17 protein-coding genes are annotated in these 23,920 nt (G+C 61.3%); 2 read left to right on the forward strand and 15 right to left on the reverse strand.

Going from position 1 to position 23,920, the window contains the following annotated elements:
• Positions 1 to 44: 44 nt before the first annotated feature.
• The 7 genes from HNP33_RS06150 to HNP33_RS06180 form a co-directional block, all read right to left on the reverse strand.
• The gene (locus HNP33_RS06150; protein ID WP_184706375.1) at positions 45 to 1,598 is read right to left on the reverse strand and encodes a tripartite tricarboxylate transporter permease; all 1,554 of its coding nucleotides are present in this window, start codon (positions 1,596 to 1,598) and stop codon (positions 45 to 47) included.
• Positions 1,599 to 1,601: 3 nt separating this feature from the next.
• Complete coding sequence (locus tag HNP33_RS06155) at positions 1,602 to 2,084, reverse strand: tripartite tricarboxylate transporter TctB family protein (protein ID WP_233464409.1); 483 nt, start codon at positions 2,082 to 2,084, stop codon at positions 1,602 to 1,604.
• Positions 2,085 to 2,266: 182 nt separating this feature from the next.
• Complete coding sequence (locus HNP33_RS06160; RefSeq protein ID WP_184706377.1) at positions 2,267 to 3,778, reverse strand: sensor histidine kinase; 1,512 nt, start codon at positions 3,776 to 3,778, stop codon at positions 2,267 to 2,269.
• Positions 3,775 to 4,470: a response regulator gene (locus HNP33_RS06165; RefSeq protein WP_184706379.1), complete on the reverse strand. Its 696-nt coding sequence runs from the start codon at positions 4,468 to 4,470 to the stop codon at positions 3,775 to 3,777. Before HNP33_RS06165 ends, HNP33_RS06160 begins: the two co-directional genes overlap by 4 nt.
• A gap of 318 nt (positions 4,471 to 4,788) precedes the next feature.
• Positions 4,789 to 10,806 (reverse strand): excinuclease ABC subunit UvrA, encoded by a 6,018-nt coding sequence (gene uvrA / locus HNP33_RS06170; protein ID WP_184706381.1) that lies wholly within the window; start codon positions 10,804 to 10,806, stop codon positions 4,789 to 4,791.
• A gap of 325 nt (positions 10,807 to 11,131) precedes the next feature.
• Positions 11,132 to 12,145 (reverse strand): porin, encoded by a 1,014-nt coding sequence (locus tag HNP33_RS06175; RefSeq protein ID WP_184706383.1) that lies wholly within the window; start codon positions 12,143 to 12,145, stop codon positions 11,132 to 11,134.
• Positions 12,146 to 12,441: 296 nt separating this feature from the next.
• On the reverse strand, positions 12,442 to 14,100 hold the full coding sequence (locus tag HNP33_RS06180) for an MFS transporter (protein ID WP_184706385.1): 1,659 nt from the start codon (positions 14,098 to 14,100) through the stop codon (positions 12,442 to 12,444).
• Between the two features lie 277 nt (positions 14,101 to 14,377).
• Here HNP33_RS06180 and HNP33_RS06185 point away from each other — a divergent pair, with 277 nt between their 5' ends.
• Both HNP33_RS06185 and HNP33_RS06190 read left to right on the forward strand, forming a co-directional pair.
• A complete protein-coding gene (locus tag HNP33_RS06185) occupies positions 14,378 to 14,686 on the forward strand; it encodes a DUF485 domain-containing protein (protein WP_184706387.1) in 309 nt (102 codons plus the stop codon).
• Positions 14,683 to 16,404 (forward strand): cation acetate symporter, encoded by a 1,722-nt coding sequence (locus HNP33_RS06190; RefSeq protein ID WP_184706389.1) that lies wholly within the window; start codon positions 14,683 to 14,685, stop codon positions 16,402 to 16,404. Before HNP33_RS06185 ends, HNP33_RS06190 begins: the two co-directional genes overlap by 4 nt.
• A 78-nt stretch (positions 16,405 to 16,482) precedes the next feature.
• Here the strand turns inward: HNP33_RS06190 and HNP33_RS06195 are convergent, their stop codons facing one another.
• The 8 genes from HNP33_RS06195 to HNP33_RS06230 form a co-directional block, all read right to left on the reverse strand.
• Positions 16,483 to 17,130, reverse strand: a complete 648-nt coding sequence (locus HNP33_RS06195) for a DsbA family protein (RefSeq protein ID WP_184706391.1) — start codon at positions 17,128 to 17,130, stop codon at positions 16,483 to 16,485.
• Positions 17,131 to 17,189: 59 nt separating this feature from the next.
• The gene (locus tag HNP33_RS06200) at positions 17,190 to 17,513 is read right to left on the reverse strand and encodes a DUF1289 domain-containing protein (protein ID WP_184706393.1); all 324 of its coding nucleotides are present in this window, start codon (positions 17,511 to 17,513) and stop codon (positions 17,190 to 17,192) included.
• On the reverse strand, positions 17,510 to 18,010 hold the full coding sequence (locus tag HNP33_RS06205; protein WP_184706395.1) for a YbaK/EbsC family protein: 501 nt from the start codon (positions 18,008 to 18,010) through the stop codon (positions 17,510 to 17,512). The genes HNP33_RS06200 and HNP33_RS06205 overlap by 4 nt, the downstream gene beginning before the upstream one ends.
• Before the next feature lie 190 nt (positions 18,011 to 18,200).
• Complete coding sequence (locus HNP33_RS06210) at positions 18,201 to 19,112, reverse strand: hydroxymethylglutaryl-CoA lyase (protein WP_184706397.1); 912 nt, start codon at positions 19,110 to 19,112, stop codon at positions 18,201 to 18,203.
• A 43-nt stretch (positions 19,113 to 19,155) separates the two neighbouring features.
• Positions 19,156 to 20,079, reverse strand: coding sequence for a 2-hydroxyacid dehydrogenase (locus tag HNP33_RS06215; protein WP_184706399.1), 924 nt, complete (start codon positions 20,077 to 20,079; stop codon positions 19,156 to 19,158).
• 65 nt (positions 20,080 to 20,144) lie between these two features.
• Entirely contained in the window at positions 20,145 to 22,151 is a 2,007-nt protein-coding gene (locus tag HNP33_RS06220; protein ID WP_184706401.1) for an acetyl-CoA carboxylase biotin carboxylase subunit, read from the reverse strand.
• A gap of 61 nt (positions 22,152 to 22,212) precedes the next feature.
• Positions 22,213 to 22,989, reverse strand: coding sequence for a DUF4126 domain-containing protein (locus tag HNP33_RS06225; RefSeq protein ID WP_184706403.1), 777 nt, complete (start codon positions 22,987 to 22,989; stop codon positions 22,213 to 22,215).
• Between the two features lie 93 nt (positions 22,990 to 23,082).
• Positions 23,083 to 23,871: an enoyl-CoA hydratase/isomerase family protein gene (locus tag HNP33_RS06230; RefSeq protein WP_184706405.1), complete on the reverse strand. Its 789-nt coding sequence runs from the start codon at positions 23,869 to 23,871 to the stop codon at positions 23,083 to 23,085.
• Positions 23,872 to 23,920: the final 49 nt, after the last annotated feature.

A 23,920-nucleotide genomic window follows, 5' to 3' on the forward strand; every position in this document is an offset into this window, starting at 1 on the left:
CCGCTCTTGTGAGCGGCTTTTGGTTTTATGGAGCAGGACAAGGCTTACTTCGCAATTGCAACACCGCCAGCGGCCGTTTCTTCCTCTACCGCCGCCTCTACCTGGCGTACACGCGACTTCTTGCGCCACGCAGACCAGGTCACGGCCAACAACAGCAATGCGCTGATACAGACGAAGGTGGCGCTGATGGGGCGCTGTATGAAAATCATCATATCGCCCCGCGACAGCAAAAGCGCGCGGCGGAAGTTCTCTTCCATCATCGGCCCCAGCACGAAGCCCAGCATGATGGGTGCCACCGAGAAATCGAGCACCATCAAAATAGCGCCGATGATGCCGAACGCCAGCACTTCCCAGATATGGAACAAGCTGTTCTGCGTGGTGAACACCCCCACCGCGATGAAGAACATGGCCGACGGGAACAGGTACTTGTACGGAACAGCCAGCATCTTCACCCACACGCCGATCAACGGCACATTCAGGATCATCAGAATCACATTGCCAATCCAGAAGCTGGCAATCAGACCCCAGAAGATATCCGGATGCTCGGTGATCAGTTGCGGGCCGGGCTGGATACCCTGGATCAGCAGCGCACCCAGCAGCAGTGCCATCACAGCGTCGCCCGGAATGCCCAGGCTCATGGTGGGGATGAAATCAACCTGCGTCTTGGAATGCGCAGACGCCTCGGGAGCCGCCACGCCCGCAATCATGCCGGTGCCGAACTTGCTCGGGTCCTTGGCCACTTTCTGCTCCAGCGCATAGGCGATGAAGGTGGTGATCGTAGGGCCCGTACCAGGCATCGCGCCAAACAACGTGCCCACTGCCGTGCCGCGCACCATGGGCCAGAAAGCCTCCTTCAGCTCTGCCATTGAAGGCCGCATGTCGCGGATGCGCATCTTGGTGTTGCTGGTGATCGCCTTCATCTTGTTCACGTTCAGCAGGAAGTCTGCAATGCCGAACAGGCCCATGGCCACGGCCACCATCTCCAGACCATCACTGAGATCCGGAATATCGAACGCAAAGCGGAAGGTGCCGCTATTCACGTCCGTACCGACCACACCGCACAACAGACCGAACAAGGTCATCGCCACGCCCTTGAGCGGAGAGCCGCGCGACATGGTCGAGCCCGCCAGCAGGCCCAGCAGCATGATCGAGAACAGCTCTGCGGGGCCAAACTTGAAGGCAATCGTCGTCAGCAGCGGTGAGGCGAAGATCATCACGATGATGCCGACCGATGCCGCAAAGAACGAACAGATCATCGTGATGCCCAGCGCCGTTCCACCCCTGCCCTTCTTGGTCATCGGGTAGCCGTCCAGGCAGGTCACCGCATGCGGCGGATGCGAGGGCAGGTTCAGCAAAATGGCGCCAATGGCTCCACCGTACTGCGAACCATAGAAAATCCCCGCCAGCATCAGAATGGCAGGCACGGGATGCATGGTGTAGGTGAGTGGCAACAGGATCGAGATGGCCGACAGCGCGCCCATGCCCGGCAACACGCCGATCAGGTTGCCCACCAGCACACCAAAGAACGACCACATCAGGTTGTGGCCCTGAAAGGCAATGCCAAAGCCGTACCAGAGGTCTTGCAGTGATTGTCCCATGGCTCACATCCCCCACTTGAAGAGCGGCATCTGCACCTGCAGCGCCCACCAGAAGATCACCACCGCCACGATCATCATCGACATCGCCAGCACAAAGCTCGCAATCACACTGTTGTTGCGGTCGCCCAGTGCACTGATGAAGACAATGGCGAAGGTCGCGGGCAACAGGCCCAGGTACTCGCCACAGAAGTAGAACGCCACCGTCCCCAAAATGATGCAGACCGCGCCGCGAAAATCCGGAATGTCGTGGTTATGGCCTACCAGGGCGGCCTCGCCTCCGCTCGGCTTCTTCTTGGCAGTGAGTGCGATCAGCACGCCCGTCAGCGCCAGCAGTACACCGACCGCAAAGGGGAAGTAACCGGGCCCCATATGGTCCAGCGAGCCGATGTTGTAATTGCGCGCAGCGTAGGCAGCGCTGCCCCCGACCAGCACCATCAAGGCGCCGCCGTAGTAATCCTTGTTGTAGCTTTTTTTGCCGGAGCTCATGACAGCTCCCTGGCGGGTAACCCCCGCAATTGCGCCGCGTGCGGCGCCGACCATGCATGCAGCATCTTCGTCTCCTTTTTGTTGCAGTTTCGTTGGAAAGTCTAGAAAACGAAGCTTCCAAACTGCTGCCAAAAACGGAGCCGATCCTCAAAATACGTGTATCTACGTAGAAATTGTCAGTTTCATGAAAGCTTTTCTGGCACTGACTGGGCCAGTGGCAAACGTATGTAGACGCTCAACCCGCGGCCGCCTTCGCCATCTGCCAACAGCACCTCACCATGCATGCGTCGCGCATAGGCGCGCGCAATGGCCAGCCCAAGACCAGAGCCGGTAGTCTGCATATCTGCAGCGCCGGATGGCAATCGCTCAAACCTCGCAAACGCGCGCTCACGGTCTGCAACAGCGATTCCCGGGCCGTTGTCCTGCACCAGTATTTGCACCTGCTCGGCCTGCACCTGCACCAGAACACTGATTCGGCCGTCTGCCGGGGTATAGAGAATGGCGTTATGCACGATATTGGCCAGCAACTCGTACAAGGCATTGCCGCTGGCTGTGACAGGAGCAACGGGTTCAGGCGCACCTGGTAGCGCATCGTCCGGGTCAAAATCTTCGCCACGCGCATCGACAAAACCCAGGTCCTGCTGCTTTTCCAGCGCCAGCGGCAAATGTGCCAGCACCACCTCACGCGCGACTGCGTTGGCATCACAGTACGGGGGCTGCGGTGCCTCCTGAACAGGCTGGCTGGCATTGGCCAGGGCGAGCAATTGCTCCGCAACCCGGCGGCTGCGCTGCAGTTGCTGCCGCATGCTCAGCAGACTGGCGCGAATAGCTGCGGGGTCACTCTCGCGCAACGCATAGCCAGCCTGCGTGGTCATGATGGCAAGCGGTGTGCGCAGCTGGTGTGAGGCATCTGCCAGAAACTGCCGCTGCGCCTGTAAGGCATCGCGCTGCTGTGCCAGGTGTTCGTTCATCGCATCGACCAGAGGCCGCACTTCGGCAGGAACATGGCTCGTATCCAGCGGCTGCAGGTCATCGCTGCCACGCTCACGAACGGTACGGCGCAAGGCCTGCAAAGGCCGCAATCCCCAGCCAATGCCAAACCACACCACCAGAATCAGCACCACCAGGGTGCGTGCATCACGCCACAGCGTCTCCCACACCAGGTCTTGCAGCACGCCGCTCACGCGTCTGGTGTCTTGGGCCGTCTGGATCAGCACACGCCACTCCTGACCATCACGGTCATGCACGACCCGCAACAGGGCAGCGATGCGCACCGGCTGGCCCTTCACATTGGCGTTGTAGAAACGGCGGTCACCATCGGCACCATGCATGAAACCGCTCGAAAGCTGGCCAGCAGCATCGGGAGGCGACGGAAACGAGGCAGCCCCCATCAGTACGCGCTGGCGGCTGCCATCGGGCGCCTGCATTGCAACGCGCAAATACTTGTGCTGGCCGTTGACGGCTTCAAACATTGAAATGATGTGAAATGGCGCCGTGAGCGTGACTGCCCCGTCTTCGTCCCAGCCCAGGCTGTCGGCCAGCGCCTGGGCGGGCTCCAGCAGGCTTTGGTCATAAGCCCTGTCAAGCTCACGCCTGAGGCTGGCCGAATCGCGCCAGCTGTCGAATACAAACAGACCGACCAACACCGGCACCAGCACCCACAGCAGCCGCCAACGCAGCCCGCGCCAGTTCATGGCGCAACCGGGCCACTCAGCAGATTCTGGGTAGGCTCCAGCATATAGCCCAGCCCACGCACCGTGACGATGTGCACATCGCTGCCCGCCAGTTTACGGCGCAGTCGGTGCAGCACCTGCTCAATGGCATCGGGGCCAACCGCGCTCTCCTGCGGAAATACCTTGGCCGCCAGCCGTGCCTTGCCCACGGGCGCGCCGATGCGCGCCACCAGGCCTTCCAGCGCCGCATGCTCGCGCGGTGTCAGGCTGAGCACAACATCGGCCAGCCAGAAAGTGCCATGGTTGCCGTCATACCGCAGCGATCCACATTCCACCTGCGGTTGCGCCCTGCCCTGGCTGCGCCGGTGCAACGCAGCAAGCCGCGCTTCCAGCTCCGCCAGCTCAAAGGGTTTGGTCAGGTAATCATCCGCGCCACGGTGCAGGCCTTCCACGCGGTCTTGCACCGCTCCCTGGGCGGTCAATACCAGCACCGGCACGCGATTGCCTCGGGCGCGCACGGCAGACAGCCAGTCAAAGCCATGCTGGTCAGGTAGTTGCAGATCCAGCACCACCACATCAAAGCTGCCATCCTGCAGCAATGTGGTGGCCAGCGCTGCGTTGTGTGCGTGCTCGACGCTGATGTTGGACTGCTTGAGCGCCCGCGCCAGCCAGTTCGCCATTTCCAGCTCGTCTTCAATCAGCAGTATGCGCATGTTGGTCTCTTAGACTTCCGGAGGAGATCGCAATCCCCCCCGCATTAACCCCCGCATCATACGGCGGCGCACACACTGGCGCCGATTCTCATCATTCCGCAATGGGCTCCGGCACCCCGGGAGAAGGAACCGGCGGCGGTACAGGCTGCGGTGGCGGGTCTTGTATGGGCGGCTGGCCCGGGTGCTTCGGGTCTATGGTCATCATGTGTACCTCGGCTGCATCGCAAAACGGGCTCTCCATTGTGCCCACAATGCAGCGCTGCGCCCTGTCAGCCAGCAGCGCAGCCTGAGAAGCCACCAGACCCTACCCTGCGCACTTTAGGTGCGCGCCAGCACGGGAGCCAGCGCCTTGCCGGTGTGCGTGCCAATCTGAACCAGATCTTCCGGCGTGCCCGTGGCCACAATGCGGCCACCGTCTTTGCCGCCTTCCGGACCCAGGTCGATCACCCAGTCCGCTTCAGCAATCACATCCAGATCGTGCTCGATCACCACCACACTATGGCCACCATCGACCAGGCGGTGCAGCACCTTGATGAGCTTGTCCACATCTGCCATGTGCAGGCCGACGGTGGGCTCATCCAGCACGTACAGCGTATGCGGCACCTTGTTGCCACGGCGGGTGATGTCGTCACGCACCTTGGTGAGCTCGGTCACCAGCTTGATACGCTGGGCCTCGCCACCGCTCAAGGTGGGCGAAGGCTGGCCCAGCGTCAGGTAACCCAGGCCTACGTCCTTGAGCAGTTGCAGCGGGTGCGCAATGCTGGGCATGCTGGCGAAGAATTCGACCGCCTCGTCCACCTCCATCTGCAGCACCTCGCCAATGCTCTTGCCACGCCAGGTAACCGCCAGTGTCTCGGGATTGAACCGCGCGCCATGGCAAATTTCGCAAGGCACCTTCACATCGGGCAGAAAGCTCATCTCGATGGTGCGCATGCCCTGGCCTTCGCAGCCAGGGCAGCGTCCTTCGCCGGTATTGAAGCTGAAGCGCCCGGCAGCGTAGCCACGGGCCTTGGCCTCCAGGGTTTCGGCAAAGAGCTTGCGGATGGTGTCCCAAAAGCCGATGTAGGTGGCCGGGCAACTGCGCGGCGTCTTGCCGATGGGGGTCTGGTCCACTTCCAGAACGCGGTCAATGCCTTCAAAGCCTTGCAGGCCCGTGCAGCCCACCAACGGCGGCGCCTTGCCTGCATCCATTTCATCACGCCCAGCCTTGGTGGAGCGCTGGCCTACCCAGGCCGCCACATTGGTGAGCAGCACATCGCGCGCCAGCGTGGATTTGCCCGAACCCGACACGCCCGTGACCGCCACCAGCCGCTTGAGCGGCACACGCACATCCACACTCTGCAGATTGTGCAGCTTCGCGCCCAGCACCGTCAGCCAGTGCAGCGGCGCAGAGTCATCCGCGCGCGCTGGTGCCGCCAGAGCTGCATTGGCCTGTGCGCTGTCAGCAGCCAAAGCGGCGGCGGCATCTGCAGCCATCTGCTTTTTCGTGCGCTTTTTCGGCTTTGCGCCTTCTTCATCTGCGCCTGCAGCGATCAGCGCAGAAGTCGCCTCCACTGCTCCCGCCACCAGCCTGCGCGGCTGGAACGGATGCCGCATTGCGTGCAACAGGTAACGGCCGGTTTGTGAATCGGCAGCAGCCATCACATCAGCGGCAGAGCCTTGTGCCACCAGGTGGCCACCACGCTTGCCCGCACTGGGCCCAATGTCGATGATGTGGTCGGCGCGCCGGATGGTGTCTTCGTCGTGCTCCACAACGACCAGCGTGTTGCCCTTGTCTCCCAGCTTGTGCAGGGCATTGAGCAGGATATGGTTATCACGGGCATGCAAGCCAATGGTGGGCTCATCGAGCACATAGCACACGCCTTGCAGGTTGCTGCCCAGTTGCGCGGCCAGGCGAATGCGCTGCGCTTCGCCGCCCGAGAGCGTGGGCGCGCCACGGTCAAGCGTCAGGTAGCCCAGGCCGACTTCTTCAAGGAAAGCCAGGCGGCTGTGGATTTCGGGCACCAGATCGCGCGCGATGTCGCTTTCACGCTGGCTCATGCGCCCCGCCAACTGCAGGCTCTCCACCCACAGGCGCACATCGGTCACCGACAGCTGCGCAATGTCTGCAATCGATTTGCCGTGAAACAGCACCGCACGTGCCGTGGCATTGAGGCGCGTTCCCTGGCAGGCGGGGCAGGCGGTTTCACCCACATCTTCGGCCTCGGGCTCTTCAAAGCTCTGCTCGCGGCCCCGGTTGTCTTCGGCCATCACCGAATCGTCGTACACCTTGCGCTGCTCTTTGGTGAGCTTGACTCCGGTGCCCACGCAATCGGGGCACCAGCCGTGCTTGCTGTTGTACGAGAACAGGCGCGGATCCAGCTCGGCGTAGCTTGTGGCACACACCGGGCAGGCCCGCTTGGTGGAAAACACCTGCAGCTGGCCGATGGCGGCCGTATCCGCCCCCGTTTGCATGGCGGATTCGAGCGTATCGATGGCCGAGAGCACATGCAGCACGCCCTTGCCCAGCTCCAGCGCAGTGGTCAGCTTTTCGCGCAGCAGGGCTTCGTTGTCCGGGGTGATCTCGATGCTGGCCACCGGAAGCTCCACCGTGTGCTCCTTGAAGCGGTCCAGTCGTGGAAAGCCCGTGGTCGGCAGGAATTGGCCGTCCACGCGCAAATGCGTATAGCCACGCGGGCGCGCCCAATCGGCGAGCTCGGTATACACGCCCTTGCGCGCCACCACCAGCGGCGCCAGCAGGCCGATCAGTTGGCCGCGATACTGTGACATCAGCTGCGCGGCGATGCTTTCCGGCGTTTGCGGCTGCACGGCTGCACCGTCCTTGGTGCAATGCTGGATGCCAAGCTTGACGTACAGAAGCCGCAGAAAATGCCAGACTTCGGTCGTTGTGCCCACCGTGGATTTGCGCCCCCCACGCGAGAGCCGCTGCTCGATGGCCACGGTCGGCGGAATGCCGTAGACCGCATCCACCTCGGGCCGTCCCGCAGGCTGCACGATGGAACGTGCATAGGCGTTCAGCGACTCCAGATAGCGGCGCTGACCTTCGTTGAACAGAATGTCGAAAGCCAGGGTAGATTTGCCTGAGCCGGAGACACCGGTCACCACATTGAACTTGCCTCGCGGAATATCGACAGAGAGGTGCTTGAGGTTGTGCTCTTTGGCGTTGACGATTTCAATGGCATTTTTTGCCGTCTGCGCGCCGCTGGCATGCGTTTCCTGCTCCACTTTGTAGATCGCCTTGGCTTCCTGCACGCTGTGCGATTTCTCCAGCGCAGCGGCGGCGGTTCCTCCCGCCATGGCAACCTCGTAATCCCGCAGGGCCTGCGCGGTATGCGAGGTGCCGGATTTGCGTACCTCTTCGGGCGTGCCCTCGGCCACCACCAGGCCGCCTTTGTCGCCCGCGTCCGGGCCCAGGTCGATCAGCCAGTCGCTGGCACGAATCACATCCAGATTGTGCTCGATCACGATCAGCGAGTGGCCCGCCTCCAGCAGTTTGCGCAGCGCGCGCATCAGCTTGGCGATGTCTTCAAAGTGCAGGCCCGTGGTGGGCTCATCGAACAGGAACAGCGTGCCCTTCTTGGCCACCGGCTGCCTGGATTTGGATGCGCTCTTCGCAGCTTCGGCCAGAAAACCGGCGAGCTTGAGGCGCTGCGCCTCGCCGCCGCTGAGCGTAGGCACCGGCTGGCCCAGCTTCACATACTCCAGCCCCACATCCACAATGGGCTGCAGCGCACGGATCACATCGCGGTCCTTGGCAAACAGGGTGGCGGCTTCGCTCACCGTCAGCTCCAGCACATCGGCCACGGTCATCAAGCGGCCATCGCGCTCGATGCGCACCTCCAGAATCTCGGGCCGATAGCGCTGGCCATTGCAATCGGGGCAGCGCAGGTACACGTCCGACAGGAACTGCATCTCCACATGCTCGAAACCCGAGCCGCCACACGTTGGGCAGCGCCCATCGCCACTGTTGAAGCTGAACTTGGATGCGGTGTAGCCGCGCTGCTGTGACAACGGAGCCGTGGCAAACAGCTCGCGCACGGCGTCCCACGCCCCTACGTAGCTGACCGGGTTGGAGCGCGCGGTTTTGCCGATGGGTGATTGGTCTACAAACACCACATCGGCCAGATGATCAGCACCAAGCAGGCGCTCATGCGCGCCAGCCGATTCGGTCGGCTTGCCAAAATGGCGCATCAGCGCAGGCGCCAATACATCCTGGATCAGGGTGGACTTGCCCGAGCCCGATACACCTGTCACCACGACCATGCGCTGCAGAGGGAAATCTACCGAGACGTTCTGCAGATTGTGCTCGGTCGCGCCTTCCAGAATCAGACGCGGCGTGCTCTCGGTCACCATCCGCTTGGCACCCATGCCGACCTGCTTGCGCCCGCCCAGGTAGGCGCCGGTCAAGGTATCGGCCCTGCGCAGCTCGGCGGTGGTGCCGTCAAAAACAATCTGGCCACCCTTCTCGCCAGGGCCCGGGCCCATGTCGATCATGCGGTCGGCAGCAAACATCACGGCAGGGTCATGTTCCACCACCACCAGGGTGTTGCCCGCGTCGCGCAGACGCCGCATGGCCACAGTGATGCGTTCCATGTCGCGCGGGTGCAGCCCGATGGAAGGCTCATCAAGCACGAACAAGGTGTTGACCAGCGATGTACCGAGCGCCGTGGTCAGGTTGATGCGCTGCACCTCGCCACCGCTGAGGGTGCGGCTCTGGCGATCCAGCGTCAGATAACCGATACCTACATCGCACAGGTATTTGAGGCGGTTGGTGATTTCTTCATGCAGCAGTTTCAGCGCTTGCGCATCGCCATCGTTGCTGCGGCGGATGTCCATGCTTGCAAAGAAGTCGCGCAGGCGCTCGATGGGCAACAGCATCAGGTCGTGCAGGCTCAGGCCCGGCAAATTCTCCAGCTGCGCACGCGTCCAGCCAACGCCGTGCGGCATGAAGCGCTTGGCGGGCGGCAGGGCGACATCGGCATCCTGCTTGCTGCCCACGCGCCACAGCAGGCTCTCGGTTTTGAGGCGGGCGCCACCGCAGGTGGGGCACGGCGTATAGCTACGGTATTTGGACAGCAAGACGCGGATATGCATCTTGTAAGCCTTGGTCTCCAGGTATTCAAAGTAGCGACGAATTCCGTACCACTGGCGACTCCAGTTGCCTTCCTTGTAGCTCGCTTCGCCGTTGATGACCCAGTCCTTTTGCTCGGCCGTCATCTTGGCCCAGGCGGTGTCGCGCGGGATTCCGTGGGATTCGGCATGACGCATCAGATCGTCCTGAATCTCCTTCCAGGCGGGGGTCTGGATCGGTTTGATGGCGCCGGTGCGCAAGGTCAGCTTTTCGTTCGGGATAACCAAACCCCAATCCACACCGATTACCCGGCCAAAGCCCCGGCAGGCCTCGCAGGCACCCACGGCAGAATTGAACGAGAACATCGACGGTATCGGCTCGCGGTAGCGCAGGCCGCTTTCGGGGCAATGCAGCCCGGAGGAAAACCTCCACAGCACGGGCTCCCTGGCCTCGGCTGCCTCTTCGGCATCGGGCATGGTGTACACCGTCATCACGCCGCTGCCGCGCTTGAGCGCCACTTCAATGGCCTCGATCACGCGCGCTTTCTCTGCCTTGCTGATGCGGAAACGGTCGGCCACCACATCCAGCACCTTGACGCGCTCGGGCGCTGCATCGCCCTTGCCTGCCTTGGCGGCTTTGGTCTTGGCGGCATTTGCTTTCTTTTTGATAGCATCCTGCGCCTGGCTATTGTGCGCTGGAGCATCTATTTCACGTTCGGCCTGCACCTTGGTAAAGCCGCTGGCAGACAGCCACTGCTCCACCTGCTCGGCGCTGGTATTGGCAGGCAGCTCGACCGGGAAGGTGATCACGATACGTGGATCATCAGCCTGTGTGCGCGCCACCAGTTGTTCGTATATGGTCTCCGGCGTGTCGTGCTGCACCGGCAGTGCCGTCTGCAGATCAAACAGGTGGCCTGCACGCGCCACGAGCAATTTCAAATGGTCGTTCAGCTCCGTCATCGTGCCTACGGTGGAGCGGGAGCTGCGCACGGGGTTGGTCTGGTCGATGGCAATGGCTGGCGGAACGCCTTCGACCTTGTCTACGGCGGGCTTGTCCATGCGGTCGAGAAACTGGCGCGCATAGGCACTGAAGGTTTCGACATAGCGGCGCTGGCCTTCGGCATACAAGGTGTCGAACACCAGGCTCGATTTGCCCGAGCCGCTCGGGCCCGTCACCACCGTCAACTCACCCGTGCGAATGTCCAGATCCAGATTCTTGAGGTTGTGCTGACGCGCCCCACGGATGCGAATATTTTCCTGTGCCATACCGATGATTTACCCAGTAATACAGCGCACAGCCTGTCGCACACCCTCCAACACGCCAACTGACAACCCGCCTGACAAGCAGCGCGCAGCAACGCGAAGGCAGATCGGAATGCACAGCTGTACGAAACCTAAAACGCCAAGAGCAACCATTCTAGGGAGTTCGCTGGCATACGCCGAAGGCCCGCGCCATAGCCCTAAAAACCACTGTACATATTTACAGATTTATTGGCAGATGGCATCGTACGCTCCGGCGTCTGGGCATAAAAAAACCCGCATTCCTGCGAATGCGGGTTCTTGAGAATCGGCCTTCAGCCGCCCAGGCAAATTAGAAGTTGTGGCGCACGCCGACAGCGAAGGAGCTGAAATCAGCACCAGCAGTGCCAGTCATGTAGGAAGCACCAGCCTTGTTGTTGACCTTGGTGTAGTAGCCATACACCTTGGTACGCTTGCTCAGGTTGTAGTTGTAGCCCAGGGTGTATTGCAGCGCAGAGCTGTCTTCCACATTCTTCATCTTGCCGGCCTTGCCCACGTTCAGGTGGAACTCGTTGTTGCCGAGCAGGTAAGCGCCCGACAGGCGGTACGCAGTGCGGGTGCCGGTGTCAGAACCAAAGACTTGGTCAAAGCCCATGTTCTTGCTGCGCTGCACGTAGCCGCCCAGCAGGATGTTGGAGCCGATCTTGTAGAAGCCGCGAATTGCGAACTGCTGCGAGTTGTCGAGCTTGGTGTAGCCAGCGCCCAGAGCCAGAGGACCGTTTTCATAGTTGGCGGCCACATCGTACAGGTTCTTCTTGCCGAACTGCGCATTCTTTTCGTACAGGCCGGTCGCCACTTCCACGTTGAAGCCACCGAAGGTAGGCGTCTTGTAGGCAACACCGTTGGAGATGTAGGAAGGCGACTTGCCGTCGTTCGACACATAGGCGTAGAAAGCATCAGCCGACGAACCCGTGTCGTGGTTGTGCATGCTGATGTAGTCGGCCGTGGCGAAGTACGAGGAAGGAGTCCAGTGGCCCAGACGGATCTGGCCGAAGTTGCCCGACAGATTCACTTCGCTCTGGCGGTTAAAGCTCATGCCGCCGCCCGAATTGCCAGCACCGGTATCCGAAGCGAAGCCCGACTCCAGCACAAAGCCAGCCTTCAGGCCGCCGCCCAGGTCTTCGGTGCCCATAAAGCCGATACGCGACGAGTTGTTGAACAGACCCGTGGTGGTTTCGTCACCTGCCTTTTGGCGTTCTACCGTGGTATTGACACGGCCATACACTTGTACGCTGCTTTGGGCCAGAGCGGCAGTAGAGCCAGCAATTGCCAAGCCTGCAATCATCAGACGGTTCAGGGTGCGCATAGAGTCCTCGGGAGATGGGTTATTGAATTTTTCAGCATTGCATCAGCGGCAACTGCAGATACAGATTGACGCATTGCTTTGCATAGCTTGCAAATTTTAGAGGGAGGGTCTTCTGAAGACAGTGATTTGCCACAGTGTTTTTCGAAGAGTGACGCATTGCTACCACAGTTTGATGACATTCTCAGTGTTAACCATTAGAAACCTCCTCAACAACCTGTCGCAATAAAAACAGCGCTCGAAAGCGCTGTTCTTGCATGCCTCGGGAAGACGAGCCCGGGCCGTCATTGGAAAGCAGATCAGTCGTCTGCGTAAATGTCCACATCCTTGGTTTCGCGGATGAAGAGCGTGCCGATCACAAAGGTGATACCGGCAATGATGATGGGGTACCACAGCCCGTTATACATATTGCCGGTCTGCGCCACGATCGCGAATGCCGTGGTGGGCAACAGGCCACCAAACCAGCCATTGCCGATGTGATAGGGCAGCGACATCGATGTGTAGCGGATGCGGGTTGGGAACATTTCCACCAGCATGGCAGCAATGGGCCCGTACACCATGGTCACCAGAATCACCAGGTAAGTCAGCAGCGCCACCATCAGCACCTTGTTCATCTTGGCAGGGTCTGCCTTGGTGGGGTAGCCGTCCTTGGCCAGGGTTTCCGCCACGGCTTTCTTGAAAGCAGCGTCCTTGGCCTTCAGCTCATCGCCAGGTAGGCCCGCTGCGCTGTAGCTCGGAATCACGTTGTTGCCAATCTTGATGACCGCAGCCGTGCCAGCAGGTGCCGCTTCGGTTTCATAGCTCACCGAGTTGGCGGCCAGCAACTGCTTGGCCACATCGCAGGAGCTGGTGAACTTGGAGGTGCCGGTGGGGTTGAACTGGAAGGAGCATTCAGCCGGATTGGCCACCACGACCACCTTGTTCCTCGCCTGCGCCGCTGCCAGATCTGGATTGGCCGCTTCGGTCAGCATCTTGAACACGGGGAAATAAGTCAGCACCGCCAGCAGACAGCCAGCCATGATGATGGGCTTGCGGCCGATCCTGTCGGACAGCGAACCAAAAATCACGAAGAATGGCGTAGCGATCAGCAGAGCCACGGCAATCATCAGATTGGCGGTCACTGCATCCACCTTCAATTGCTGCGTCAGGAAGAACAGCGAGTAGAACTGGCCCGAGTACCAGACCACCGCCTGGCCAGCCGTCAGACCTACCAACGCCAGGATCACGATCTTCAGATTCTTCCACTGGCCAAAGGATTCCTTCAGCGGCGCCTTGGAGGTCTTGCCTTCTGCCTTCATCCGCTGGAAAGCGGGCGACTCCGACAAAGTCATGCGGATCCACACCGACACACCCAGCAGAACGATCGATACCAGGAACGGAATGCGCCAGCCCCAGTCGTTGAACGCAGGCTCGCCCATCGCGGTACGTGTACCCAGAATCACCAGAAGCGACATGAACAGACCCAGCGTCGCCGTGGTCTGAATCCATGAGGTGTAGGCGCCCCGCTTGCCGTGCGGCGCATGCTCGGCCACATAGGTTGCAGCGCCGCCATATTCACCACCCAATGCCAGGCCTTGCAGCATGCGCAGCACGATCAGAATGATGGGTGCGGCCACGCCGATGCTGGCGTAATTGGGCAGGATACCGACGATGAAGGTCGATGCGCCCATCAGCAGGATGGTGACCAGAAAGGTGTACTTGCGCCCGATCATGTCACCGAGGCGGCCAAACACCAGCGCGCCGAATGGCCGCACGATGAAGCCAGCCGCAAAGGCCAGCAACGCGAAGATGAAAGCAGAGGTGGGATCCAGCCCCGAGAAGAACTGCTTGGCGATGATGGCCGCCAGCGAACCGTAGAGATAGAAGTCGTACCACTCAAAAACGGTACCGAGTGACGACGCGAAGATGACCTTGCGCTCTTCCTTCGTCATCGGCCGTGCAGCTGCACTGGTTGCCATAGATGTCTCCTGAATTTTTTCTGTCGGAAGGGTGGACAACGCAACGGGGCATCGCCCGAGATGCACTATCCAAACGATTGCTGACTAACTCCTTACAAAAACATCTCACACCCAGTTACAAACATCTTTTTTTCATCAGGACTTACCCGCAGCCCCCTGCTGCAGATGCCAACAAGGGCTCGTTCGTAAGCGGTTCGTCAGTTGTAGTTTTCAGAATTCAATGCACGCAGCGATTCGATTGCTGCGATCTATGCGGCCTATTCATTGGAGACACAACATGAACGACCCTGTCGTTGCCAAAATCCAAGCCAATCCCAGATACCAGGAACTCAAACGCAAACGCAATGCCTTTGGCTGGACGCTCACCATCCTGATGCTGATCGTCTACTACGGCTACATCGGGCTCATTGCCTTTGACAAGGAGTTCCTCGCCAAGCCCCTGGGCACGGGCGTCACCACTCTGGGCATCCCCATCGCCCTTGGCGTGATCATCTTCACCATCGTCATCACCGGCATCTATGTGCGGCGCGCCAATACCGAGTTCGACGCCATGACACAGCAAATCCTGAAGGACGTGGGCCAATGAATATCCGCCATCTCACCCTCCCGCTCGCACTGGCTCTGGCGGGCGCAGCACACGCCGCAGGCGGCGATGTTGGCGAAACCGCCAAGCAGGCCACCAACTGGACGGCCATCGTCCTGTTCGTCGCATTCGTGGCCGGGACACTGTGGATCACCAAGTGGGCGGCGTCCAAGACGCGGTCGGCTTCCGACTTCTACACCGCAGGCGGCGGTATCACCGGCTTCCAGAATGGCCTGGCCATCGCAGGTGACTACATGTCTGCCGCCTCCTTTCTGGGCATCTCGGCCTCGGTCATGGCCAGCGGCTACGACGGACTGATCTACTCCATCGGCTTCCTCGTGGGCTGGCCGATCCTGACCTTCCTGCTGGCCGAGCGCCTGCGCAACCTGGGCAAGTTCACCTTTGCCGACGTGGCGGGCTACCGCTTTGCGCAAGGGCCGTTCCGCGCCTTTGCAGCCAGCGGCACGCTGGTGGTGGTGGCTTTCTACCTGATTGCGCAGATGGTCGGCGCCGGCCAGCTCATCAAGCTGCTGTTCGGCCTGGATTACTGGATCGCCGTGGTGCTGGTCGGGGCACTGATGATGATCTACGTGCTGTTTGGCGGCATGACGGCCACAACATGGGTGCAGATCATCAAGGCTTGCCTGCTGCTGGCGGGCGTCACCTTCATGGCACTCATGATCATGGCCCACTATGGTTTCAGCCTCGAAAAGCTGTTTGCTGACGGTGTGCGCGTCAAGACCGAGATCGCCACCAATGGCGGTGCGGCACCCGATCTTGCGGCCAAGCTGGGCCTGTCGATCATGGGGCCAGGCGGCTTCATCAAGGATCCGATCTCTGCCATCAGCTTTGGCATGGCATTGATGTTCGGCACATTGGGCCTGCCCCACATCCTGATGCGCTTCTTCACCGTGCCCGATGCCAAGCAAGCGCGCAAGAGCGTGTTCTGGGCCACCACCTGGATCGGCTATTTCTACATCGTTATCTTCATCATCGGTTTCGGCGCCATCACCATGGTGCTGACCAACCCTGAACTGGCCGATACGGCCAAGGGCGTGATCAAGGGTGGCGCCGGTACTGCCAACATGGCAGCCGTACTGGTGGCCAAGAGCGTGGGCGGCGATGTGTTCTACGGCTTCATCTCGGCCGTCGCCTTCGCCACCATCCTCGCGGTGGTCGCTGGCCTGACGCTGTCGGGCGCCTCTGCGGTCTCGCACGATCTGTATGCCACCGTGTTCAAGCACGGCAAGGCCGACAGTGCTTCAGAGCTGCGCGTCTCGCGCATCACCACCCTGGCGCTGGGCATCATCGCCGTGCTGCTGGGCATCGTGTTCGAAAAGCAGAACATCGCCTTCATGGTGTCGCTCGCCTTTGCGGTGGCGGCTTCGGCCAACTTCCCGGTCTTGCTGCTGTCGGTACTGTGGAAGGGCTGCACCACCCGTGGAGCCGTGATCGGTGGCTTCCTGGGCTTGATCTCGTCGGTGGCGCTCACCATCGTTTCGCCCTCGGTGTGGGAGGCGACGCTGGGCTATCCCAAGGGCTCGGCCTGGTTCCCGTACACCTCGCCCGCACTCTTCTCGATGACCATCGGCTTTGTCGGTGTCTGGCTGTTCTCGGTGCTCGACAAGAGCACCCAGGCTGCCAAGGAGCGCGATGCGTTCGCCGCGCAGCAGGTGCGCTCCGAAACCGGCCTGGGCGCTGCGGGTGCCTCCGGGCACTGACGGCACACATCGTCAGTCCACAAAAAAACCGGGCTTGCCCGGTTTTTTCATCTCTGGTCTTTGGCAACAAGGGCCGAATCAGGCGGGCTTGAGCCCCGATGGCCGGTTCGCGGCGCTGTCCCATTCATTGCCTGCAAACCATGCGTCGCCATTCAGGTAAGCCGTCAGCATCGGCAGGCCATCCAGCCCCCAGAACTGCTTGCCATCCACCGCCACAGCAGGCACGCCAAAAACGCCAGCAGCAATGGCCGCATCGGTATTGCTGCGCAACAGATCCTTGGCGCGTTGATCAGCGCCCTCGTCCGTCTTGATCTGCTCTGCCAGCGGCAACTCCAGCGCCTGCAGACGGTCGGCATCCAGTGCAGCAGCGCCACCCAGCCATACATGGCGAAAGATGGCATCAGCGGTAAAGCGGTTGATATGACCGTCACGGCTGGTACGCAGGGCCAGGCGTAACAATGGCAAAGGGTTGAACGGATGCTGCGCAGGCATCTGCAAGCCGCAACCGAGTGAGTGCCCCAGCCAGCTGACGTGGCGATAGGTCCACTCACGCTTGCCCGCAATGCCTGCAGGGCCCGGGTTGTTGTGCTGCTGCAGCAAGGCCCCCAGCAACACCGGCGTATAGCGCACATGCACGCTGTGGCCTTGCAACGCCTGTGGCAGCGCATGGAACGCCAACCAGGCATAGGGAGAGACAAAATCCAGATAAAAATCAACGGTTTTCATACGATTCCTTGCATGACGACGGTCGCTCGGGAATTCCTGGCCTGCCACATGAGGCTTTCTTAGCTTCCGGCCTCCGAGGCCGACTCATCCTTTGGCAGCGCACGTCCATCGTGGCCCAGGCCTGCGCGCGCCAGCAATTGCTGCCACATCTGCAAGCGGCCTGCGTTATCGGATTTGGACCAGGCACGGATCTCGTCAATCGTGCGGTAACACCCCAGGCACAGGCTGCGGTCCGCATTCATTTTGCAGACCGATACGCACGGCGAAGGCACCACATCGTCATACCCCGCAGCAAACGCGCCGCTGGCCCTTACCTGCTTGGTGCGCGCCGCCAAAGGCGCATTGGTGTAGACCTCGGCGAGCTTTTCATCCAACTCGGTCATGCCGCATCCTTCACCACGTCAGCCACCGGCGCGCCAGTCAGTTTTTCCAGATCCTGTGGAGCGAGCGAAAATACACCGTAGGGATGGCCTGCGGCAGCCCAGATCTGGGCAAAGCGATACAGATCGCGGTCGATCAGGGTGACCGGCTCGCTGGCGTGTCCCACGGGCGACACCCCGCCAATCGCAAACCCGGTGCGCGCCTTCACAAAATCGGCATCAGCCTTGCCGACCTTGCCAATCAACGCTTCCACCTTCTTTTCGTCCACGCGCCGGTCGCCGGAGGTAATCACCAGCACACAGGCATCATCGCTCTTGCGCCGGAAGATGATGCTCTTGGCGATCTGCCCGACGACGATTCCCAGTGCATCGGCGGCTTCCTGCGCCGTGCGCGCCGCGTCGTTGAGCATCTGCGGCGCATGCGGATGGCCTTTGTCCTGCAGCACTCTGGCGACACGCTGCACGCCTTCAGGCAGACTCTTCAACTCCGCTCCACACATGGTTCTTGCTCCTAGGTATCGATGCCCAGATTGTGCCGCCGTGCCGAACGCACCGCAGCACCCCGGCAATTCACCTCAATTTTGATAGCTGATAGTGCTTACCGGTTCAGCACCGTAGCAATTTTTTCCCACAAGGCAAAGCCCGCACTCAACAGGGCAGGCTTTGCATCGCAGGGCGGCAACCAAGCCGTCATCCCGCCCGCTTGTTGATCAGTGCCACCGCAACGCGCGAATTGGGTTTGCGCTGCAGGAAGTCGCTGATGAAGATGCCTGCATCCACCAGCTTGTCCAGATCAATGCCTGTCTCGATGCCCATGCCGTGCAGCATGTAGACCACATCCTCGGTGGCCACATTGCCCGTGGCCCCTTTCGCATAAGGGCAGCCGCCAAGGCCCGCAATGGACGACTGAAAATTCCAGACCCCCATCTGCAATGCCGCCAGGGTGTTGGACAGCGCCTGGCCGTAGGTGTCGTGGAAGTGACCGGAGACATGGTCCACATCAAAATACGGCAAGGTGGCCTCGATTGCCTTTTGCACTTTCAGTGGCGTGCCCACACCGATCGTATCGGCCACATCGACCCGCTCCACGCCAATGCCCTTCATCAGCTCTGCCAGGTAGGCGACGCGCGAAGGCGCAATCTCGCCTTCGTAGGGGCAGCCTACCGTGCAGCTCATGGCACCGCGCACCGCAATGCCTGCGGCCTTGGCCGCAGCCACCACCGGCGCAAACCGCTCAATGCTCTCGGCAATGCTACAGTTGATGTTTTTCTGGCTGAAGGCCTCGCTCGCTGCGCCAAACACCACGATCTCGTCAGGCTTGGAATCGACGGAGGCCTCATACCCCTTCATGTTAGGGGTGAGTACCGAATACCGCACGTCCGCACGGCGCTGCACGCCGGCCATCACCTCGGCGTTGTCACCCATCTGCGGCACCCATTTGGGAGACACGAAGCTGGTGACTTCGATCTCCTTGAGCCCAGCATCCTGCAGGCGGTGCACCAGCTCGATCTTGACCGAGGCGGGTACGGGCGATTTCTCGTTCTGCAGGCCATCGCGCGGGCCCACATCGATGAGTTTGACTTGCTTGGGATAGGCAACCATGGATGCTCCTTGTTTCTTTTCCATCAGGTTCAGGGAATTTTGCTCAATACCCGCGATCGGCATACACCACACCGGTCACCTGCCCGCCCGCAGCAAAGGCCTGGAGCTTGCGCAGAATCTGCTGCAAGGTCTCCTCAGGCAAGGTGCGGGCAGACCCATGCGGCGTGATGCTGATCTGCGGGCAGCGCCAGAAAGGATGATCCTTCGGCAGCGGCTCCGTGCGGAACACATCGAGCATCGCACCGGCAACCTGGCCGCTGTCGATGGCTGCCAGCAGATCCGCCTCCACCAAATGCCCGCCACGCGCCACGTTGATGACATACGCGCCGCGCTGCAGTTGCGCCAGCAGCTGACTGTCAATGATGTTTTCCGTCTCTGGCGTCAAAGGCAGCAGGTTGACCAGGATGCGCGTGCCCGCCAGAAAATCCGCAAATTGCTCTGCACCGTGAAACGTCTGCACACCGTCGATCTGCTTGGCAGAACGGCTCCAGCCGAGCACCGGAAAACCAAACTGCGCCACCGCCTTGGCAACGCGATCGCCCAACACGCCCAGGCCCATGATGCCAACCGGAAAATCGCTGCGCATGCGAAGCGGCGCCAGCTTCCACTCGCCTGCCAACTGCTGCGCGCGGTATTGGCCAAGGCCCCGAAAATGGTCGATCACCGCGTGGCATACATACTCGGCCATCTGCACGGCCATGCCCGCATCCTCCAGCCGCACCACCGGCACATTCGCGGGCAGTTGCAACTGCAGCAAGCCGTCTACACCAGCGCCCATGTTGAAAAGCGCCTTGAGGCCTGCACCCTGCTCGTCCAGCAGTTGCTGCGGCGGACGCCACACCAGGGCGTAATCGGCCTGCGGGGCGCCAGGCGCCCAGGCCCAGGCCTGCGCGTTCGGAATATGCTGGGCAATGGCAGCCAGCCAGGCTGCGGGATTGCCCCCTTCGGAATAGACGACGATCTTCATGGCCTGCATTTCAGCACAGAAAAGCGCCCTGCCCCGTCATCCACGAGGCAGGAGGCGCGCCGCGCTCACTCGGCCACCTTGAGCTTGAGCAGTTCGGCGCCTTCCGTCACCTGGTCGCCCGGTACAAACAGCAGCTCCACCACTTCACCATCGGCAGGTGCGGCAATGGTGTGCTCCATCTTCATGGCCTCCATCACTGCCAGCGGCTGGCCCTTGCTTACCTTGTCGCCTGCTTTTACGGCAAACGATACAACCTTGCCGGGCATGGGTGCGGTGAGGCGGCCGCCTTCACTGCCTGCGTCTCCCGCATGCGCCAGCGCATCGATGGCGGTGATCTCGGCTGCGCCACGCGGCGCAAATACGTGCACCACTTCCCCCTGCTGCCAGGTCTGGACCTGGTCGCGGTGGCCGTTGTACTGCAGCTCCACCAGCTCGCCAGTCGGTGTGAATTGCAGCGGACCGCTGACATCGCCCACTGTCAGCACCAGGCCGCTGGGCTCATAGCGCAATGCAGCTTGCAATTTGTCGCCACCAAATTCAAAGTCAAAGCGGCGCTCGGTCACACCGTGCGACTGCCAGCCATCGCGGCGGCTGAAGGGATCAGCAGTCTCGCTGGAGCGCTCCAAGAGCAGCTCTGCCACTACCGCAGCGGCGGCGGCAGTGTCCACGCCCAGGCTGCGGCGCTTGAAGAGACGCTCTTCTTCGCGCTGGATCAGTGCAGTATCGAGCTTGGCCTGCGCAAACGACGGCGTGGCCAGAATATGGCGCAGGAACTGCACATTGGTCTGCAGGCCCACGATGCGCACTGCCGCCAGCGCAGCGTCCAGGCGCGCCAATGCCTGAGCGCGATCCTGGCCATGCACGATGAGCTTGGCGATCATGCTGTCGTAGAACGGACTGATCGCATCGCCTTCGCGCACGCCATCGTCAATGCGTACATCGCTGATGGAAAAACTGCTGCACACGGGTTTGCGATAGACATGTAGGGTTCCGGTGGCGGGCAGGAAATTGTTTTCGGGGTTTTCGGCACAGATACGCGCTTCGATGGCATGGCCGATGATCTTCAGATCGCCTTGCTGCTTGGGCAGCGGCTGGCCATTGGCTACCAGCAGCTGCCACTGCACCAGGTCTTCGCCCGTGATGGCTTCGGTCACCGGGTGCTCCACCTGCAGGCGGGTATTCATCTCCATGAAGTAGAACTTCATGGCGTCTGGCTGGTCGTAGCCACCAGGCTGCTCAACGATGAACTCCACCGTGCCAGCGCCCACATAGCCCACGGCCTTGGCTGCGGCAACGGCTGCCTCGCCCATTTGCTTGCGGAGGGCTTCGGTCATGCCAGGGGCAGGCGCCTCTTCCAGCACCTTCTGGTGGCGGCGCTGCACCGAGCAGTCGCGCTCGAACAGATAAACGCAGTTGCCATGGGTATCGCCAAACACCTGGATTTCGATATGGCGAGGGCGCAGCACGTATTTCTCGATCAGCACGGCATCGTTGCCGAAGCTGTTGATGGCTTCGCGCTTGCACGATTCCAGCGCTGCTGCAAAGTCTTCGGTCTTTTCCACCAGGCGCATGCCCTTGCCACCGCCGCCCGCACTGGCCTTGATCAGCACCGGGTAGCCGATACGGTCTGCCTCCTGGTGCAGCATGGCCGGATCCTGGCCCGCACCGTGGTAGCCGGGCACCAATGGCACGCCCGCCTTTTCCATCAACTGCTTGGATTCGGCCTTCAAGCCCATCGCGCGGATGGCGTTTGCGGGCGGGCCGATGAACACCAGGCCAGCGCCCGCACACGCGGCGGCAAAATCTTCGTTCTCGCTCAGAAAACCGTAGCCTGGATGGATGGCCTGCGCACCCGTGGCCCTGGCCGCTTCTATGATGCGCTCCCAGCGCAGGTAGCTGTCCTTGGGTGCCGAGCCGCCGATATGCACGGACTCATCGCAGGCCGCCACATGCTTGGCCTGCGCATCGGCATCCGAATACACCGCCACAGTCTTGATGCCCATGCGGCGGGCGGTTGCCGCCACGCGGCATGCGATTTCACCGCGGTTGGCGATCAGAATCTTGGTAAACATCAAAAAATCTCCTCAGTATTTCTCTGGCCACATGTACTCGCCCACGGGCAGCCATGCGCCTTCAAGAGCGTTGTATATCGGTGCTCGTCGCCGGCACCACCGGTTCGTCATAGCCCATCCAGCGCCGCACACGGCGGATCACTGCCTTCAGGAATTTCCACAGCGTCCAGGTCACGATCCACATCACCACCAGCACCAGTGCCAGTGCCACCGCAAACACAACCGGATGGTTGATGGCCAGCCACACCGCGCCGATCGAGGCACCGTCTTCCACCAGGCTGGCACCCCAGTTGGAAAACGGCTCCGGGCTGGTGTTGATGGCAGCGCGCGTGGTGGTCTTGGCCACCTGGCTGCTCAAGGCCAGGGTTCCACCCATCAGCGCTGCAGCAGTGGCCATGGTGGCGTTGTCGGCACCGAACACGCTGGCGGCCAAGGCAGCACCTGCGGGCACGCGAATCACGCTTTGCACCGCATCCCACACCGAATCCACACCCGGAATCTTGTCTGCAAAGAACTCCACAAACAGCAGCGCACCGCTGATGACCAGAATCACCGGCTGCTGCAGCACTGTCAGCGCGCCCGGCAGGGGCAGCCAGCCCGTTGCGCCGAGCATGCCCGTCACAAAGACCACGGCATACAGCCGAAAGCCGCTGGCCCAGCCCAGCGCTGCGGCCAATGCCATCAACTGGCCCCAATCCCACTGGGCCATGGCGTGGCCCATCTGGTTCGCCACCTGACCGACCTGGTCGGCCGCCTGCCCCACGGTTTGCGCCGTGTCCTTGTCCAGATGCACGCCTATGCCGTGCAGCCAGTTGACGATGGTGTTCCAGATGTCCATGGTTCGGGCTCCTCAAATCGAATCAGCAAACGCGCTGGTTATAGCGCCAACGGCCGCTTGCTGCCTGCCATCCAAGGTCGCTTTATTGCGGAATCAGCCTCCCAGCCATCCGGGTTTGCGTTTGTTCAAGAATGCCTGCACACCTTCCTTGCCTTCGGCGCTGGCACGGATGTCGGCAATGCCTTCGACGGTGGCCTGGATCAGGCCTGCATTGATTTCGCGCTCCGCCACATCCAGCACCAGCTTCTTGCAGGCCCGTACTGCTGCGGGCCCTGCACTCAGCAGATGCTTGAGCAAGCCGTCCACCGCGCCGTCGAGCGCATCGCTCTCGACCACCTGGTGCACAAAGCCGATGCGCAAGGCTTCGGCGGCGTCAAAACGCTCACCCGTCAGAAAATAGCGGTGCGATGCGCGCGGCCCCATGGCACGGATCACGTAGGGGCTGATGGTGGCGGGAATCAGGCCAATCTTGACCTCGCTGAGACAGAAGCCGGCATTGGCGGACGCCACCGCCATGTCGCAGCAGGCGACCAGGCCCATGCCGCCGGCATAGACATCGCCTTGCACCCGGGCAATGGTGGGTTTTTCGCATTCGTAGATCACGCGCAGCATCTCGGCCAGCTTGCCTGCGTCCACCAGGTTTTCGTCGCGCGTGTAATCGGCCATGGCGCGCATCCAGTTCAGGTTGGCACCTGCGCAGAAAGCCGGGCCTTCGGCAGCCAGCACCACGGCACGCACATGCTCCTGCTGGCCCACAAACTGAAAGGCCTTGGTGATATCGGCAATGACGGCGTCGCTGAAGGCATTGCGTACATCGGGCTGGGTGAGGGTGATGGTGGCAACCTGCCCGGTCGCTTCCACGGTCAAAAACGTGCTTTTCATGGTTGTCCTCGCTGCTGCCTCGCGGCAGCGCCTGTCTCACATCGATGAA

The organism is Comamonas odontotermitis (genome assembly GCF_014207855.1).
Lineage (GTDB): Bacteria > Pseudomonadota > Gammaproteobacteria > Burkholderiales > Burkholderiaceae_C > Comamonas > Comamonas odontotermitis_A.